The following is a 15,004-nucleotide window of genomic DNA, read 5'->3' as shown; positions in this document are numbered from 1 at the left end:
AAGGAAGCAGGCATGACTCAGTCCCTGGCTGATATGCGCCGCGACTACACTCGCGACGGCTTGTCCGAGGCGCAGGCCCCGGCTGAACCTTTTGCGCTGTTCCACCAGTGGTTTGCCGATGCGGTGAAAACCGAGCAACCGCCGGTGGAAGCCAATGCCATGACCGTGGCGACCGTCGATACCGATGGTCGCCCTCACTGCCGCATCCTGTTGCTCAAGGGCCTGGATGAGCAGGGCTTCACCTTCTTCACCAACTACGAGAGCGCCAAGGGCCAGCAGCTGGCTGCACGGCCCTTCGCCGCCATGACGTTCTTCTGGCCGACCCTGGAGCGTCAGGTGCGGATTGAAGGGCGGGTGGTCAAGGTCACTCCACAGGAGTCCGATGCCTATTATCAGGTGCGTCCCCTGGGCAGCCGGCTGGGAGCCTGGGCTTCACCGCAGAGCCGGGTGATCGCCGATCGTGACGAACTGCAAGAGTTGCTCAAGGCCACTGAGGCTCGCTTCAGCGATAGCCAGCCCGATTGCCCGGAACACTGGGGTGGTTATCGCCTGCTGCCGGAGCGCATCGAGTTCTGGCAGGGGCGCCCCAGCCGACTGCATGACCGTTTGAACTATCGCCTGCAAGGCCAGGAGTGGGTCCGCGAACGTCTGGCTCCTTGATCGGATTGCAGGTCACTCGCCGGGGTAGCCGGCCGCAGCGGTTTCCAGCCATTGCGGCAGGTCCCGGCGTTTTACTTTCTGGCGCTGGGCCTCGGCCAGTTGCTCCAGCATGAATTGCTTCTTCTGGGCATCGGTTCCGGCCAGGGAGAGGGCCAGGTCCCGATCGGTCCAACGCTTGATGCGTACATACAGCCACCAGTGGAAATACAAGCCAGCTGCGGTGGTCGCGATGATGATGAAGTAGTCCATGGAAAATCCTTTGTTCGGTGGCGCTATGCAGGGAGCTGGAGCTACCGTAATGAGAAAGCCTGGCGTTTACGCAGCCTGTACTTTGGCTGAATGAAAGCAATTTTATCCGGGCGACGCCGTGACAGGCGTCAAGCTGCGGAGTCTAATGATTATCTGTCCTTTGGAGTTGATCCTATGCGTAAGTCTGTTTTGCTGGTTGCATCCTTCACCACGATGGCAATGTTGCTCGGTGGCTGTGCCTCCAACCTGACCGGTGACTCCTATTCCCGTGATGAAGCGCGTCGTGTGCAAACCGTGCGCATGGGCACCATCGAATCCCTGCGTCCGGTGAAAATCGAAGGCACCAAGACCCCGATCGGCGGCGCTGCAGGTGCTGTGATCGGCGGCGTTGGCGGCAGCGCCATCGGCGGCGGCCGTGGCAGCATCGTCACCGCAGTCATCGGTGCAGTAGCCGGCGGCCTGCTGGGCTCGGCCACTGAAGAAGGCCTGACCCGTACCCAGGGCGTTGAAATCACCGTGCGTGAAGACGACGGCAGCATGCGTGCCTATGTGCAGCAGGTTCAGGAAAACGAAGTGTTCCGCGTGGGCGACCGCGTGCGCATCATGACGGTCAACGGTACCAGCCGCGTTACCCGCTGACCCTCCCTGCTACAAAACAAAACCCCGGCCAGGCAACTGGTCGGGGTTTTGTGTTTTCAGTCTGGCCAAGCGCTGCGGATCAGGACGCCAGGGTGTTGTTCCTGCGGCTGGCAGCGGCGGTGACGGCGTAACCGATCAGGGCCGCAAACAGTGAACCGGTCAGGATGCCCATGCGGTCCATACCGGCGTATTCGCTGCTGCCGGGCTCGAAGGCCAGGGAGCCGACGAACAGGCTCATGGTGAAGCCGATACCACACAGAATTGCCACGCCGAGCACCTGGCCCCAGTTGGCCCCGGACGGCAAGGCAGCGATACCGGTTTTCACTGCCATCCAGGTCAGGCCGAAGACGCCGATGGTCTTGCCCAGCAGCAGGCCGACCGCGATCCCCATGGGAACATGGTGGGTGAAGCTTTCGAGGGTCACGCCGCTCAGCGACAGCCCGGCATTGGCGAAGGCGAACAGCGGCAGGATGCCGAACGATACCCAGGGATGCAGGGCGTGTTCCAGCGCCTTGAGCGGCGAGGGTTCGGCGTTGCGGGTGCGCAAGGGTATGCAGAAGGCCAGGGTCACGCCGGCCAGGGTCGCGTGGACCCCGCTCTTGAGCACGCAGACCCAGAGGATCAGGCCGATGATCATGTAGGGTCCGAGCTTGACCACGCCCATCCGGTTCATCGCCACCAGGGCGGCGATGCAGGCGCCAGCCAGCATCAGCGACAGGGTCGACAGCGTGCCGGAGTAGAAGATCGCGATGATCACGATCGCTCCCAGGTCATCGATGATCGCCAGGGTCATCAGGAACAGTTTCAGCGAGGTCGGCACCCGCTTGCCCAGCAAGGCCAGCACCCCGAGGGCGAAGGCGATGTCGGTGGCGGTGGGAATCGCCCAGCCATTGAGGGCGGGCGGGTTGTCACGGTTGAGGAACCAGTAGATCAGCGCCGGCACCAGCATGCCGCCGATGGCCGCTGCGCCGGGCAGGACGATCTGCGACGGCTTGGCCAACTGCCCCTCCAGCACTTCGCGCTTGACCTCCAGGCCTATCAGCAGGAAGAACAGTGCCATCAGGCCATCGTTGATCCACAGCAGCAGCGGCTTGGCGATCTTCAGGGCGCCAACCTGGGCCACCACCGGGGTTTCCAGCAGGCCGTTGTACAGCCAGGACAGGGGGGAGTTGTTGATAATCAGGGCCAGGATGGCTGCGGCGATCAATAACAGACCGCTGGCAGCTTCCATGGCAAAGAAACGAGTGAAAGTGCTACGCAGAGGCAAGGTCGCTCTCCATCTAAAAACTAAAAAGGTGGCACACCCTAACCCGTACAGTTAGTTGTTAAAACAAAAGTTATATTCTTTTTTGTTATATGCAGAAGGCAAGCGGGCTGCTGAAAAATCCCCCTTGCAGTTGTGTTTCCAATTGCTTCATAGCTGTACCTGTAAGGGGGGCAGGATATTTCCTAACATGTCCGTCCGCAGCGGCTGAGGGGGCATTTTTTCCAGGAAAAGGCGCCTGCCCGTCGCGAGCCTGGATCACCTATGCTGGGTGCATTTCATCTTCTTGCGCCGGTACGGCGTGCGATCCAACGAGAATAGAGCATGAGCGACAATCGCCAGTGGGCCCGTGAGGCCATCCGTATCATCGAAGCCGACTTCCAGCGCAGCGCCGACACTCACCTGATCCCGCTGCCGTTGCCGGGCCTGCCGGGCATCGAGCTGTATTTCAAGGATGAATCCAGCCATCCCACCGGCAGCCTCAAGCATCGCCTGGCCCGCTCGCTGTTCCTCTATGCCCTGTGCAATGGCTGGCTCAAGCCCGGCGCGCCGGTGATCGAGGCCTCCAGTGGCTCCACGGCGATCTCCGAAGCCTATTTCGCCCGGCTGCTGGGGCTGCCGTTCATTGCCGTGATGCCGGCGACCACTTCCCAGGAGAAAATTGCCCAGATCGCCTTCTATGGCGGCAAGAGCCACCTGGTGCAGGACCCGACGCAGATCTACGCCGAGTCCGAGCGCCTGGCCCGGGAGAGCGGCGGCCATTTCATGGACCAGTTCACCTATGCCGAGCGCGCCACCGACTGGCGGGCCAACAACAACATCGCCGAGTCGATATTCCAGCAGTTGCGTTTCGAGCGGTACCCGGAGCCCAGCTGGCTGATTTCCAGCCCGGGCACGGGCGGTACCACCGCGACCCTGGGGCGCTACGTGCGCTATCGCCAGCACTGCACTCGGGTGCTGTGTGCCGACGCCGAGCGCTCGGTGTTCTTCGACTATTACCAGAGTGGCGACGCCAGCCTGCGCCTGGACTGCGGTTCGCGGATCGAGGGCATCGGCCGGCCGCGGGTCGAGGCTTCGTTCCTGCCCAAGGTGATCGATGCCATGGTCAAGGTGCCGGATGCCCTGTCCCTGGCGGCCATGCATTATCTGGCCCAGCGCCTGGGTCGTCGGGTTGGCGGCTCCAGCGGCACCAACCTGATCGGCGCGCTGATGGCCGCGCAGCAGATGGTTGCGGCCGGCGAGTCGGGGTCGATCGTGGCGATTCTGTGTGATGGGGGCGAGCGCTATGCAACCACCTACTACGATGAGCAGTGGCTGGCAGAGCAGGGTTATGAACTGACGGTGTTGATCGAGGCGGTAGCCGCCAGTGTCGAGCGTGGTGAGGCGCTACCTGCCAGCGTATTGCGCGCCGGTATCTGAACTTGTCGTAGGCGCCGGCTTGCCGGCGAAGAGGCCCTTGAGCCTTGCGTTGTTCTGGACGACGCCTTCGCTGGCAAGCCAGCTCCTACGGTAGGCGGTAGGAGCCGGCTTGCCGGCGAAAGGGCCCGTCCCTCAGGCCTGGATGCCGAGAATGTCGCGGGCCACGGCTTCGGCAATGCGAATTCCGTCGACCCCGGCGGAGAGAATCCCACCGGCATAACCGGCGCCTTCACCGGCCGGGTACAGCCCCTTCACATTCAAGCTCTGCATCGAGGCGTCGCGGGTAATGCGCAGCGGCGATGAGGTGCGGGTCTCGATACCGGTCAGCACCGCGTCATACAGCGAATAGCCCTTGATCTGCCGTTCGAAGGCCGGCAGGGCTTCACGAATGGCCTCGATGGCAAAGTCCGGCAAGGCCAGGGCCAGGTCACCCAGGGTCACGCCGGGCTTGTAGGACGGCTCGACGCTGCCCAGGGCGGTGGTGGGCTTGCCGGCGATAAAGTCGCCCACCAGCTGCGCCGGGGCCTGGTAGTTACTGCCACCCAGGACAAAGGCGTGGGACTCCAGGCGCTCCTGCAACTCGATGCCTGCCAGCGGGCCGCCCGGGTAATCCACTTCCGGGGTGATGCCCACGACGATGCCGGAGTTGGCGTTGCGCTCGTTGCGCGAGTACTGGCTCATGCCATTGGTCACCACCCGGTTCGGCTCGGAGGTCGCCGCCACCACGGTACCGCCCGGGCACATGCAGAAGCTGTAGACCGAACGGCCGTTCTTGGCGTGGTGCACCAGCTTGTAGTCGGCGGCGCCGAGTTTCGGGTGGCCGGCGTACTTGCCCAGGCGCGCGCTGTCGATCAGCGATTGCGGGTGCTCGATACGAAAGCCCACCGAGAACGGCTTGGCTTCCATGTACACGCCGCGGCTATGGAGCATGCGGAAGGTGTCGCGGGCGCTGTGGCCCAGGGCCAGGATCACGTGCCGCGAATGCAGTTGTTCGCCGCTGGCCAGTTCCACACCTTGCAGTTGACCGTCTTCGATCAGCACGTCGGTAACCCGCTGCTCGAAGCGCACTTCACCGCCCAGGGCGATGATCTGCTGGCGCATGTTTTCCACCACGCCGGTGAGGCGGAAGGTGCCGATGTGCGGCTTGCTGACGTAGAGGATCTCGTCCGGCGCACCGGCCTTGACGAACTCGTGGAGCACCTTGCGGCCGTGGTGTTGCGGGTCCTTGATCTGGCTGTAGAGCTTGCCGTCGGAGAAGGTCCCGGCGCCGCCTTCGCCAAATTGCACGTTGGACTCGGGGTTGAGCACGCTCTTGCGCCACAGGCCCCAGGTGTCCTTGGTGCGCTGGCGCACTTCCTTGCCACGCTCGAGGACGATCGGCTTGAAGCCCATCTGCGCCAGCAAGAGGCCGGCGAAGATCCCGCAGGGGCCGAAGCCCACCACGATCGGCCGCTGGCTGAGGTCGGCCGGAGCCTGGCCCACCACCTTGTAGCTGACATCCGGCGCCGGGTTGACGTTACGGTCGTCGGCGAACTTGAGCAGCAGCGGCGCTTCGTCGCGCACGCTGAGGTCGATGGTGTAGATGAAGCACAGCTCGGAAGACTTCTTGCGCGCATCGTAGCTGCGCTTGAACAAGGTGAAATCGAGCAGCTCATCGCTGGCGATCCCCAGGCGCTGCACGATGGCGGCGCGCAGGTCTTCATCGGGATGGTCGATCGGCAACTTGAGTTCGGTGATTCGTAACATGACAGGATCCGGGGTAGGCGGTGCGCAACAGTGCGCCGGCTTGCTTTGCACAAACCGGCGATTATAAGCCGCAAACCACCTTGGCCGTGAGGCTAAAACCGCTGCTCGTCGAATCAGTCGTTGCGCGAGCCGCCGAAATAGCCGCAGCCGCGCTGCACCTGGCCGTCCACCCGCAGCTCTGCGCTCAGGTGCTGAACGCTGCCGGTGACGGGGTCGACGCAGCGTTGCGGGGCCACCCACAGCTCCACGCGCTGGTGATTGGCTTCACTGGTGAGGTTGAAGCGGCCATCCCCCAGCTGTTCTTCCAGATAGGGCAGGGCCAGGGTCGGCTGGCCGGCGCGTTCGATCATCATGCCCTTGGCGCTGACATCGACGTTCCACGCCGGGTTCTTGCTACCGGCCCGCAGGATCAGGCGCTGGAAGTTCGGATCGCTGCAGGCGCTGGCGGAGCGCTCGACGCGGTACAGTTGGCGCAGGTCCAGCTGGCCGTCGCTGCTGGCACTGGCGGAGAACTTGCCCCGCAGGTCGGCAAACAGCTTGCCCTGCTTCTCGGCCAGGGTTGCCGCTTCCTGCAGCACACTGGTGTTGCCGCCATCGTTGACCACATAACGGCGGTCTTCGGTGCAGGGTTTGAATAGCAGCTTGCCATCGGCGGCACTGAGTTCACCCTGCATCCGGGTCAACCCGGCCATGGACGGCGCCTGGGGCTGTTGGTTGAACATCGGCAGCATCTGGCAGCCGGCAAACAGCGGCAACAGGGAGAAACAAAGCAGGGAACGGGCGGTGCGCATCATTGGGCCTCCAGGCGGAAGTCCGACACGTTACGCAGCCCGCCCGGCCACCACAACCCCGGATTGAACGCAGCAGCGCCATCCACTGTAGGCGCCGGCTTGCTGGCGAAGAGGCCCAGGAGCCTTGTGTGGTTCGGGAGGACGCCTGCGCAGGCGAGCCAGCTCCCGCACAAGCCGGCTTTTGCACAAACGGGCTTAGCCGACGCGGTAGGTCTGGCCGGTCTGCAGGCCTTCCACACTCTTGGCGTAGGCCAGGGCCACGTCGGCCGCCGGCACCGGCTTGAAGCCGCGGAAGTAGGGCGCGTAGCTGCCCATGGCTTCCAGCAGCACGTTGGGGCTGATGGAGTTGACCCGCAGGCCCCGGGGCAGCTCGATGGCAGCGGCCCGCACGAAGCTGTCGATGGCGCCGTTGACCAGGGCGGCCGAGGCGCCGCTGCGGATCGGGTCATGGCTCAGGACGCCGGTGGTGAAGGTGAAGGAGGCGCCGTCGTTGGCGTACTCGCGGCCGATCAGCAGCAGGTTGACCTGGCCCATCAGCTTGTCCTCGAGGCCCAGGCTGAAGTGCTCGGCAGTCATTTCCCCCAGCGGCGCGAAGGTCACGTTACCGGCTGCGCACACCAGCGCATCGAAGCGCCCGGTCTTTTCGAACAGCGCGCGGATCGACTGGCTGTCGCTGATATCCACCTGGAAATCACCGCTGGTACGGCCGATGCGCACCACTTCGTGACGTTGTTCCAGCTCCCGCGCGACCGCCGAACCAATGGTGCCATTGGCACCGATCAAGAGAATCTTCATGGGCTGTTCCTCGAAAAGGGGGTGAGGTTGCAGTCTAGAGTGGTTTTTTTCATGAATTAACGCGCTAATAGGCAACCTTTGGTTTTCAAATGGAAACAATCCATGAGCGAGATGGATGACCTGGCGGCATTTGCGGTGCTGGTGGAAGCCGGCAGCTTTACCCTGGCAGCCCAGCAGTTGGGGTGCAGCAAGGGCCAGCTCTCCAAACGCATCAGCGCCCTGGAAGCCCGCTACGCCGTGGTACTGCTGCAACGCACCACCCGACGTCTGGACCTGACCGCCGCCGGGGCGGCGCTTCTGCCTCAGGCCCAGGCGCTGGTAGTCCAAGTGGAGCGGGCCCATCAGGCCCTGGCCCGGCTCAAGGACGATATGGCCGGCCCGGTGCGCCTGACGGTTCCGGTGTCCCTGGGAGAGACTTTTTTCGATGGCCTGCTGCTGGAGTTCTCCCGGCACTATCCCCAGGTGCAGATCGAGCTGGACCTGAACAACAGCTACCGCGACCTGACCCGGGAGGGTTTCGATCTGGCCGTGCGCTCGGAGGTGGCCAACGACCAGCGCCTGGTGGCCCGGCCGCTGTTGGCCTGGCATGAAATGACCTGCGCCAGCCCGGCCTACCTGGAGCAATACGGCGAGCCGCGCACGCCTCAGGAGCTGGCCGGGCATCGCTGCCTGCTCAATAGCCATTACAGCGGTCGGGAAGAGTGGTTGTACCACCAGCGCCATGAACTGTTGCGGGTGCGGGTCAGCGGCCCCTTCGCCAGCAACCACTACAACCTCCTGAAGAAGGCTGCCCTGGTGGGCGCGGGGATCGCCCGGCTGCCGTCCTATGTGCTGCACAGCGAATTGGCGGACGGCCACCTGCGCTGGCTGTTGCGGGACTACCAGACCCGCAGCATGCCGATGTACCTGGTGCACTCCTATCAGGGCGGCCTGCCCAAGCGTACCCAGGTGCTGGCCGATTACCTGATGGACTGGTTTCGTCGCAGCGGTGAGGCGCTGGATCGTTTGTAGCTTCCTCCGGCTTTACCGTCGTTTGTGAACTTGAAGGGCCTGCGGCCCTTTTTTCAGCCTGCGGCAGCGGCTACAGAGGACGGTGGCGAAAATGCCGGGCCAGCAGGTGGTCGAGGGACAACACGCCCGGGCCGCGGGCCATCAACAGCAGGAAGATCGCCGCCCAGGTGCCGTGGGTCGGGTAGGCGTCCGGGTAGACGAAGAGCTGGATGGTCAGGGTCATCCCCAGCAACGCCAGGGCGGAAAAGCGCGTGGCCAGGCCCAGCAGGATCAGCATCGGGAAAAAATGCTCGGCAAAGGCCGCCAGGTGCGCCGCCACTTCCGGCGTCAACAGGGGCACGTGGTACTCGCTCTTGAACAGGGGAATGGTCGAGTCCGCCAGGCGCGGCCAGCCCAGCTGGAAGGTGCCATCGACCAGGTCGACGGCCAGCCCCTCGACCTTGGTCTGTCCGGATTTCCAGAACACCGCGGCAATGGAAAAACGCGCGATAAAGGCGATCAGGCTGTAGGGAATGCGCTCAAACCCTTGAATGATCCGATTCACCAGTCCGGCAATGGGTGTTTCTGTCTGGGTGTTCATGGTCAGGCCTTCTTCTGGGGTTGCAGGTCGATAAGAGCGCCGTGGCCGAGCAGCAGGCCCAGGCACTGGCCCAGGTCGAAGTCGGCCTGGGCGTCCAGGGCATGGGCCGCGGCGATTTCCAGCGGCCAGTGGTTGCGTAGGGCTTCAATGAAGGTCATGGCGCCGGTATCCACGGCGATCACCTCGACCTCCAGGGCGTTGCGCAGCACCAGGGCGTTCTGCCCCTGCTGCAGGTCGAAAGCCGGCCAGGGCTGATCGCTCTGGTGCGCCGCCCACAGGCTCACTACGGCGTAGCCGGAGTGCAGGGTGCGCAGTGACGGATGCAGGAGCAGTTGCGCCTGGCCGAGGCGGTCGGGCTGGTTCATCGCCGCCAGTAGCCGTGACGGCTCCAGGGGGCGGGCGTCGGCGGCGTGGTAGGCCTCGACCCGCAGCCGTTCAAGGCGGGCCATGTCGGCCAGGTAGGGCAGGCCGGCGGCCGGCCCGAAGCCCTGGATAAAGTCGCCCAGGTCCCGGCCATAGTCGTTGAGCAGAGGGCTGGCGGGGGCGAAGTCCCGGATGTAGAGCGCGGCCATGGCGTTGAAAAACTCGCGACCAACCAATTGCATGACGACCGGGTATGACTCGGCCAGGGCGTTGCTCAACGAGGCCTGCACATTGTTGCGATAGACCGCGAAGCGGCTGGCCGGATCGGCGCCGTTGCTGCTGGACAGCCCCTGTGGGCAGCCCGGTTCGGCGCTCAGCAGGGCCCTGGCGAATTCCCCCTGGCTGCTCATGGCTGCACCTGGGCGCCGAGCAACAGCGCTTCTGCCTGGCTGGCCTCGGCCATCAGGGTGGCAAAGGCCGGCAGGTGGTTGTCGCGCTCGATCAGGGTGGCCATCGGGCCGATGAGCCCCAGCACCTCCTGGTACAGGGCCCAGACCGCAGCGTCGACCGGGGCACCGTGATCGTCGATCAACAGACGGTCACCGAGGCTGTCCCGGTCTTCGGCGAACCCGGCCAGATGAATCTCGCCCACCGCCTGCAGCGGCAGTGCTTGCAGGTAGGCCAGGGGATCGCGCTGGTGATTGATGCACGACACATAGAGGTTGTTGACGTCCAGCAGCAGGCCGCAGCCGCTGCGCTGGACCACTTCGCGGATGAAGTCGGTCTCGTCCAGGGTCGAGCGTTGGAATTGCAGGTAGGTGGCCGGATTTTCCAGCAGCATGGTTCGTCCCAGATGGTTCTGCACCTGGTCGATGTGCTCGCAGACCCGGCGCAAGGTGGGCCCGTCGTAGGCCAGGGGCAGCAGGTCGTTGAGGAACACCGGGCCGTGGCTGGACCAGGCCAGGTGTTCGGAAAAGGACTGGGGCTGATAGCGTTCGATCAAGCCGGCCAGCCGCTCCAGGTGAGCCTGGTCCAGGGGGCCTTCGCCACCGATGGACAGGCCGACACCGTGCAGCGACAGCGGGTAGCGTTCGCGGATCAGGCCCAGGTAATGGTGGAAAGGGCCGCCCGCCACCATGTAGTTCTCCGCATGCACCTCGAAGAAACCGATGTCGGGCTGCTCTTCCAGCACGTGTTTGAAATGCTCGGTCTTGAGCCCCAGCCCGGCGCGGGGCGGCAGGCTGGAGGCGCGCGCCTGAATGTCGTGGCCAGGGTGGTGCAGCGGGGCGGTGTTCATCGTCGACACTCAGGCAGGCGCAGGATCAGGACTTGGCTTTGAAGGCTTCGAGCTGGCCGAAACCGGTAGGCGAGGTACTGCTGGCGGTTTTCTCGCAGCTGCCCTTGGGTACCAGCTTCCAGGCGTTGGCCTGATCGTTGACCTTGGAGGTCCCGGCGCAGGTGGTGCCGGCGCCCGCGGCGCAATCGTTCTTGCCCTTCATGGCCACGCCGAAGCACTTTTCCATGTCGTCCGCGGCATGGGCGGTGGTGGGCAGGGCGGCGACGCTGAGGGCAGAGCCCAGGGCCAGGACCAGGGCAGTGGCGGACAGGGTACGAGTGTTGCTCATGATGTTTCTCCAGTGCGGTTGGGGTAAGGAAGCATCTGTGCTTGCTTACCCCTCTAGAGAAGGCTCATGGGGATTCGTTACAGCCCGGGGCAGTTTTTTATCCCGGAATAAAAAAAACGGCCCCGAAGGGCCGTTTTCAGTGACGCAGGTGCTTAGCCGCCCAGGTAGGCTTCACGCACCTTCGGATCGGTCAGCAGCGATTCACCGGTGCCTTGCATCACCACCCGGCCGTTCTCCAGCACATAGGCACGGTCGGCGATCTTCAGCGCCTGGTTGGCGTTCTGCTCTACCAGGAACACCGTCACGCCGTCGCGGCGCAGCTGTTCGATGATGTCGAAGATCTGCTGGATGATGATCGGCGCCAGGCCCAGGGACGGTTCGTCCAGGAGCAGCAGCTTGGGCTTGCTCATCAGCGCACGGCCGATGGCGAGCATCTGCTGTTCACCGCCGGACATGGTGCCGCCGCGCTGGGTGAAGCGCTCCTTGAGCCGCGGGAACAGCTCCAGGACCTTGTCCATCTGCTCCTGGTAGTCGCCCTTGTCGGTGAAGAAGCCGCCCATGGCGAGGTTCTCTTCCACGGTCAGGCGGGCGAATACCCGGCGGCCTTCCGGCACCACGGCAATGCTCTTGCGCATGATCTGCGCCGAGCTTTGCCCCACCAGTTCTTCACCCAGGTAACGGATGCTGCCGCTGTGGGCCTGGGGCGAGCCGCAGAGGGTCATCAGCAGGGTGGACTTGCCGGCACCGTTGGCGCCGATCAGGGTGACGATCTCGCCCTGGCGGATCTCGACGTTGACGCTGTGCAACGCCTGGATCTTGCCGTAGAAGGTGGAAACGTTTTCGAACTGCAGCATTTACGCTTCCCCCAGGTAGGCTTTGATCACTTCGGGATTGTCGCGGATCTGTTCCGGCGTGCCGTCGGCCAGGGGCGTGCCCTGGTTGATCACCACGATATGGTCGGAAATGCTCATGACCAGTTTCATGTCGTGTTCGATCAGCAGCACGGTGACGTTGTGCTCTTCGCGCAGCACGCTGATCAGCGCTTTGAGGTCCTCGGTTTCCTTGGGGTTGAGGCCGGCGGCTGGCTCGTCGAGCATGAGGATCCGCGGGCGGGTCATCATGCAGCGGGCGATTTCCAGGCGCCGTTGCTGACCATAGGCCAGGGTGCCGGCGGGGCGGTTGGCAAACTCCCGCAGGTTGACCTTGTCCAGCCAGTAGCCGGCGTACTCCATGGCCTCGCGCTCGCTCTTGCGAAACGCCGGGGTCTTGAACAGCCCGGAGAGGAAGTTGGTGTTCAGGTGCCGGTGCTGGGCGATCAACAGGTTCTCGACCGCGGTCATGTCCTTGAACAGCCGCACGTTCTGGAAGGTACGCACCACGCCCTTGCGGGCGATCTTGTGGCCCGGCAGGCCTTCGATCGGCTCGCCGTCCAGGAGGATGCTGCCGGCGCTGGGCTGGTAGAAACCGGTCAGGCAGTTGAACACCGTGGTCTTGCCGGCACCGTTCGGGCCGATCAATGCCACCACTTGTTTTTCCTTGACGGTCAGGGCTACGCCGTTGACCGCCAGCAGGCCGCCGAAGCGCATCGACAGGCCGGTTACTTTGAGGATCTCACGGCTCATTTGCGCAGCTCCATGTGAGGACGTTGCATGGGCAGCAGACCTTGAGGACGCCAGATCATCATCAGCACCATCATGGCGCCGAACATCAACATCCGGTATTCGCTGAATTCACGCATCATTTCAGGCAAGAGGATCATCACGATCGCCGCCAGGATCACACCCAGCTGCGAGCCCATGCCACCCAGTACGACGATGGCGAGGATGATCGCCGACTCGATGAAGGTGAAGGATTCCGGGGTCACCAGGCCTTGGCGCGCGGCGAAGAAGCTGCCGGCGAAACCGGCGAACGCGGCGCCCAGGGTAAAGGCCGAGAGCTTGATCACGGTGGGGTTCAGGCCCAGGGCACGGCAGGCGATCTCGTCTTCACGCAAGGCTTCCCAGGCACGGCCGATGGGCATGCGCAGCAGGCGATTGATGACGAACAGCGCCGCCAGTGCCAGCAGCAGGGCCACCAGGTAGAGGAAGATCACCTTGTTGATCGAGTTGTACTGCAGGCCGAAGAACTCGTGGAAGGTCTGCATGCCTTCTGCTGCCTTGCGCTCGAAGGTCAGGCCGAAGAAGGTCGGCTTCTCGATGTTGCTGATGCCGTTGGGGCCGCCGGTGAGATCGGTCATGTTGCGCAGCAGCAGACGGATGATCTCGCCAAAGCCCAGGGTCACGATTGCCAGGTAGTCACCCCGCAGGCGCAGCACCGGGAAGCCCAGCAGGAAGCCGAAAGTGGCCGCCATCAGGCCGGCGATCGGCAGGCAGATCCAGAAGCTCAGGCCGAAGTAGTGCGACAGCAGCGCATAGCTGTAGGCGCCGACGGCGTAGAAACCCACGTAACCCAGGTCCAGCAGGCCGGCCAGGCCGACCACGATGTTCAGGCCCAGGCCCAGCATCACGTAGATCAGGATCAGCGTGGCAATGTCCACCGCCCCGCGGGAGCCGAAGAACGGCCAGACCAGGGCGCCAAGGATCAACGCCAGTATGATCCAGCGCTGGGTGCTGGGCAGGGTCAGGAAGTTGCTGGCCTTGGCCGGGATCAACGGCATGCTGGGAGAGGACTTCCAGGCGGCGCTGATCTGGCTATGGAACAGCACCCGCAGGAACATCAGCACCGAGCACACCGCGATGGTGGCAAGAATGGTCGGGCTGGTGTTGTGGACTTCCAGGTTGATGCCGACGATGGTCAGTTTCAGGCCCAGCACCGGGTAGGCGACAGCCCAGACCAACAAGGCGCTGAACAGCGCCGATTTAAGATTCCTAGTCATACTTTCTCAACCTCCGGACGGCCCAGAATGCCGGTCGGACGGAACAACAGCACCAGAACCAACAGGCCGAACGCCACGACGTCCTTGTACTGGTCGCCGAACACGTCGGCACCAAAGGCTTCGGCCACCCCCAGCACCAGCCCGCCGAGCATCGCGCCCGGAATGCTGCCGATGCCGCCCAAGACCGCTGCGGTGAAGGCCTTGAGGCCCACCAGGAAACCGGCGTTGGGGTTGATCACACCGTATTGCATGCTCAGCAGCACGGCGGCGATGGCCGCCAGCGCGGCGCCGATCACGAAGGTCAGGGCGATGATGTTGTTGGTATTGATCCCCAGGAGGTTGGCCATCTTGATGTCCTCGGCACAGGCGCGGCAGGCGCGACCCAGGCGAGAACGGGAGATGAACAGCGTCAGGCCGAGCATGGCGATGAGGGTCACCACGAATACCACGATCTGCATGTAGGAAATCAGCACTTCATGTGCGCCGCCCGGCCCGATGGAGAAGTTGCCCGGGATCAGGTTGGGAATGGATTTGTCCTTGGAGTCCTGCGCCAGCAGAACGGTGTTCTGCAGGAAGATCGACATGCCGATGGCGGAGATCAGCGGGATCAGGCGGTTACTACCCCGCAAGGGGCGGTAGGCGATCCGTTCGATGCTGTAGCCGTAGGCACTGGTGACGACGATGCTCGCGATGAAGGCTGCGGTCATCAAGAGCGGGACGCTGTCGAGTCCCATCATGGCCAGCCCGGCGATGGCGATGAACGCCACGTAGGAACCGATCATGTACACCTCGCCGTGGGCGAAGTTGATCATTCCAATGATGCCGTAAACCATCGTATAGCCGATGGCGATCAGGGCATACGTGCTGCCAACGGTGAGACCGTTAACCAGCTGTTGGAAAAAGTGATAGATGTCAGGCATTACAACGCTCCTAAAAACCTGATACGCATTTCACTGGTGGAGTCATTTTCCCGCCCAGGCCCCGTGG

General features: G+C 63.6%; 17 protein-coding genes. 4 read left to right on the top strand and 13 right to left on the bottom strand.

The features are described 5' to 3' along the window. Window positions 1-12: 12 nt before the first annotated feature. On the top strand, window positions 13-660 hold the full coding sequence (pdxH, locus tag M2395_RS14830; RefSeq protein ID WP_011059625.1) for a pyridoxamine 5'-phosphate oxidase: 648 nt from the start codon (window positions 13-15) through the stop codon (window positions 658-660). A 12-nt stretch (window positions 661-672) separates the two neighbouring features. Here pdxH and M2395_RS14825 read toward each other — a convergent pair whose 3' ends face one another. Beyond that, the gene (locus M2395_RS14825) at window positions 673-909 is read right to left on the bottom strand and encodes a hypothetical protein (protein ID WP_011059626.1); all 237 of its coding nucleotides are present in this window, start codon (window positions 907-909) and stop codon (window positions 673-675) included. Between the two features lie 174 nt (window positions 910-1,083). On the opposite strand from M2395_RS14825, the gene M2395_RS14820 reads away from it, so the two are divergent. Continuing rightward, on the top strand, window positions 1,084-1,548 hold the full coding sequence (locus M2395_RS14820) for a glycine zipper 2TM domain-containing protein (RefSeq protein WP_011059627.1): 465 nt from the start codon (window positions 1,084-1,086) through the stop codon (window positions 1,546-1,548). Between the two features lie 79 nt (window positions 1,549-1,627). On the opposite strand, the gene nhaA is transcribed toward M2395_RS14820, so the two are convergent. Further along, a complete protein-coding gene (gene nhaA, locus M2395_RS14815; protein WP_011059628.1) occupies window positions 1,628-2,815 on the bottom strand; it encodes a Na+/H+ antiporter NhaA in 1,188 nt (395 codons plus the stop codon). 321 nt (window positions 2,816-3,136) lie between these two features. Between nhaA and M2395_RS14810 the strand changes: the two genes are divergently transcribed. Then, window positions 3,137-4,231: a PLP-dependent cysteine synthase family protein gene (locus M2395_RS14810; RefSeq protein WP_011059629.1), complete on the top strand. Its 1,095-nt coding sequence runs from the start codon at window positions 3,137-3,139 to the stop codon at window positions 4,229-4,231. 132 nt (window positions 4,232-4,363) lie between these two features. Here the strand turns inward: M2395_RS14810 and M2395_RS14805 are convergent, their stop codons facing one another. The 3 genes from M2395_RS14805 to M2395_RS14795 all read right to left on the bottom strand — a co-directional run bounded on the left by M2395_RS14805 (window position 4,364) and on the right by M2395_RS14795 (window position 7,563). Beyond that, a complete protein-coding gene (locus M2395_RS14805) occupies window positions 4,364-5,977 on the bottom strand; it encodes an NAD(P)/FAD-dependent oxidoreductase (RefSeq protein ID WP_053149409.1) in 1,614 nt (537 codons plus the stop codon). A gap of 113 nt (window positions 5,978-6,090) precedes the next feature. Continuing rightward, window positions 6,091-6,768 (bottom strand): COG3650 family protein, encoded by a 678-nt coding sequence (locus tag M2395_RS14800; protein WP_011059631.1) that lies wholly within the window; start codon window positions 6,766-6,768, stop codon window positions 6,091-6,093. A 195-nt stretch (window positions 6,769-6,963) separates the two neighbouring features. After that, the gene (locus M2395_RS14795) at window positions 6,964-7,563 is read right to left on the bottom strand and encodes a short chain dehydrogenase (RefSeq protein ID WP_011059632.1); all 600 of its coding nucleotides are present in this window, start codon (window positions 7,561-7,563) and stop codon (window positions 6,964-6,966) included. 102 nt (window positions 7,564-7,665) lie between these two features. On the opposite strand from M2395_RS14795, the gene M2395_RS14790 reads away from it, so the two are divergent. Then, window positions 7,666-8,574, top strand: coding sequence for a LysR family transcriptional regulator (locus M2395_RS14790; protein WP_123430176.1), 909 nt, complete (start codon window positions 7,666-7,668; stop codon window positions 8,572-8,574). Between the two features lie 70 nt (window positions 8,575-8,644). Here M2395_RS14790 and M2395_RS14785 read toward each other — a convergent pair whose 3' ends face one another. The 8 genes from M2395_RS14785 to livH all read right to left on the bottom strand — a co-directional run bounded on the left by M2395_RS14785 (window position 8,645) and on the right by livH (window position 14,937). Next, on the bottom strand, window positions 8,645-9,154 hold the full coding sequence (locus M2395_RS14785) for a DoxX family protein (RefSeq protein WP_015634409.1): 510 nt from the start codon (window positions 9,152-9,154) through the stop codon (window positions 8,645-8,647). 2 nt (window positions 9,155-9,156) lie between these two features. Further along, a complete protein-coding gene (locus M2395_RS14780) occupies window positions 9,157-9,927 on the bottom strand; it encodes a DNA-binding domain-containing protein (RefSeq protein WP_123430177.1) in 771 nt (256 codons plus the stop codon). Next, window positions 9,924-10,814, bottom strand: a complete 891-nt coding sequence (locus M2395_RS14775) for a DUF692 domain-containing protein (RefSeq protein WP_053156672.1) — start codon at window positions 10,812-10,814, stop codon at window positions 9,924-9,926. Before M2395_RS14775 ends, M2395_RS14780 begins: the two co-directional genes overlap by 4 nt. Before the next feature lie 25 nt (window positions 10,815-10,839). Then, window positions 10,840-11,142, bottom strand: coding sequence for a DUF2282 domain-containing protein (locus tag M2395_RS14770; protein ID WP_011059637.1), 303 nt, complete (start codon window positions 11,140-11,142; stop codon window positions 10,840-10,842). Window positions 11,143-11,294: 152 nt separating this feature from the next. Next, complete coding sequence (locus M2395_RS14765) at window positions 11,295-11,996, bottom strand: ABC transporter ATP-binding protein (RefSeq protein ID WP_015634412.1); 702 nt, start codon at window positions 11,994-11,996, stop codon at window positions 11,295-11,297. Beyond that, the gene (gene livG, locus M2395_RS14760; RefSeq protein ID WP_011059639.1) at window positions 11,997-12,764 is read right to left on the bottom strand and encodes a high-affinity branched-chain amino acid ABC transporter ATP-binding protein LivG; all 768 of its coding nucleotides are present in this window, start codon (window positions 12,762-12,764) and stop codon (window positions 11,997-11,999) included. Beyond that, entirely contained in the window at window positions 12,761-14,017 is a 1,257-nt protein-coding gene (locus M2395_RS14755; protein ID WP_011059640.1) for a high-affinity branched-chain amino acid ABC transporter permease LivM, read from the bottom strand. The genes livG and M2395_RS14755 overlap by 4 nt, the downstream gene beginning before the upstream one ends. Beyond that, window positions 14,014-14,937 (bottom strand): high-affinity branched-chain amino acid ABC transporter permease LivH, encoded by a 924-nt coding sequence (gene livH / locus M2395_RS14750; protein ID WP_011059641.1) that lies wholly within the window; start codon window positions 14,935-14,937, stop codon window positions 14,014-14,016. The genes M2395_RS14755 and livH overlap by 4 nt, the downstream gene beginning before the upstream one ends. Window positions 14,938-15,004 lie beyond the last annotated feature (67 nt).

It is taken from the genome of Pseudomonas sp. BIGb0176, from assembly GCF_024810175.1.
GTDB lineage: Bacteria > Pseudomonadota > Gammaproteobacteria > Pseudomonadales > Pseudomonadaceae > Aquipseudomonas > Aquipseudomonas protegens.
Note: the sequence above shows the minus strand (reverse complement) of the source record. Positions and strands in the feature narration are given on the sequence as shown.

Excerpts from the sequence above, each read along its gene's own strand:
- M2395_RS14785 (WP_015634409.1), bottom strand. The coding sequence starts at position 9,154 with ATGAACACCCAGACAGAAACACCCATTGCCGGACTGGTGAATCGGATC.
- M2395_RS14800 (WP_011059631.1), bottom strand. The coding sequence starts at position 6,768 with ATGCGCACCGCCCGTTCCCTGCTTTGTTTCTCCCTGTTGCCGCTGTTT.
- M2395_RS14770 (WP_011059637.1), bottom strand. The coding sequence starts at position 11,142 with ATGAGCAACACTCGTACCCTGTCCGCCACTGCCCTGGTCCTGGCCCTG.
- M2395_RS14820 (WP_011059627.1), top strand. The coding sequence starts at position 1,084 with ATGCGTAAGTCTGTTTTGCTGGTTGCATCCTTCACCACGATGGCAATG.
- M2395_RS14755 (WP_011059640.1), bottom strand. The coding sequence starts at position 14,017 with ATGACTAGGAATCTTAAATCGGCGCTGTTCAGCGCCTTGTTGGTCTGG.
- pdxH (WP_011059625.1), top strand. The coding sequence starts at position 13 with ATGACTCAGTCCCTGGCTGATATGCGCCGCGACTACACTCGCGACGGC.
- M2395_RS14790 (WP_123430176.1), top strand. The coding sequence starts at position 7,666 with ATGAGCGAGATGGATGACCTGGCGGCATTTGCGGTGCTGGTGGAAGCC.
- M2395_RS14780 (WP_123430177.1), bottom strand. The coding sequence starts at position 9,927 with ATGAGCAGCCAGGGGGAATTCGCCAGGGCCCTGCTGAGCGCCGAACCG.
- M2395_RS14795 (WP_011059632.1), bottom strand. The coding sequence starts at position 7,563 with ATGAAGATTCTCTTGATCGGTGCCAATGGCACCATTGGTTCGGCGGTC.
- livH (WP_011059641.1), bottom strand. The coding sequence starts at position 14,937 with ATGCCTGACATCTATCACTTTTTCCAACAGCTGGTTAACGGTCTCACC.
- M2395_RS14765 (WP_015634412.1), bottom strand. The coding sequence starts at position 11,996 with ATGCTGCAGTTCGAAAACGTTTCCACCTTCTACGGCAAGATCCAGGCG.
- M2395_RS14825 (WP_011059626.1), bottom strand. The coding sequence starts at position 909 with ATGGACTACTTCATCATCATCGCGACCACCGCAGCTGGCTTGTATTTC.
- M2395_RS14805 (WP_053149409.1), bottom strand. The coding sequence starts at position 5,977 with ATGTTACGAATCACCGAACTCAAGTTGCCGATCGACCATCCCGATGAA.
- livG (WP_011059639.1), bottom strand. The coding sequence starts at position 12,764 with ATGAGCCGTGAGATCCTCAAAGTAACCGGCCTGTCGATGCGCTTCGGC.
- M2395_RS14810 (WP_011059629.1), top strand. The coding sequence starts at position 3,137 with ATGAGCGACAATCGCCAGTGGGCCCGTGAGGCCATCCGTATCATCGAA.
- M2395_RS14775 (WP_053156672.1), bottom strand. The coding sequence starts at position 10,814 with ATGAACACCGCCCCGCTGCACCACCCTGGCCACGACATTCAGGCGCGC.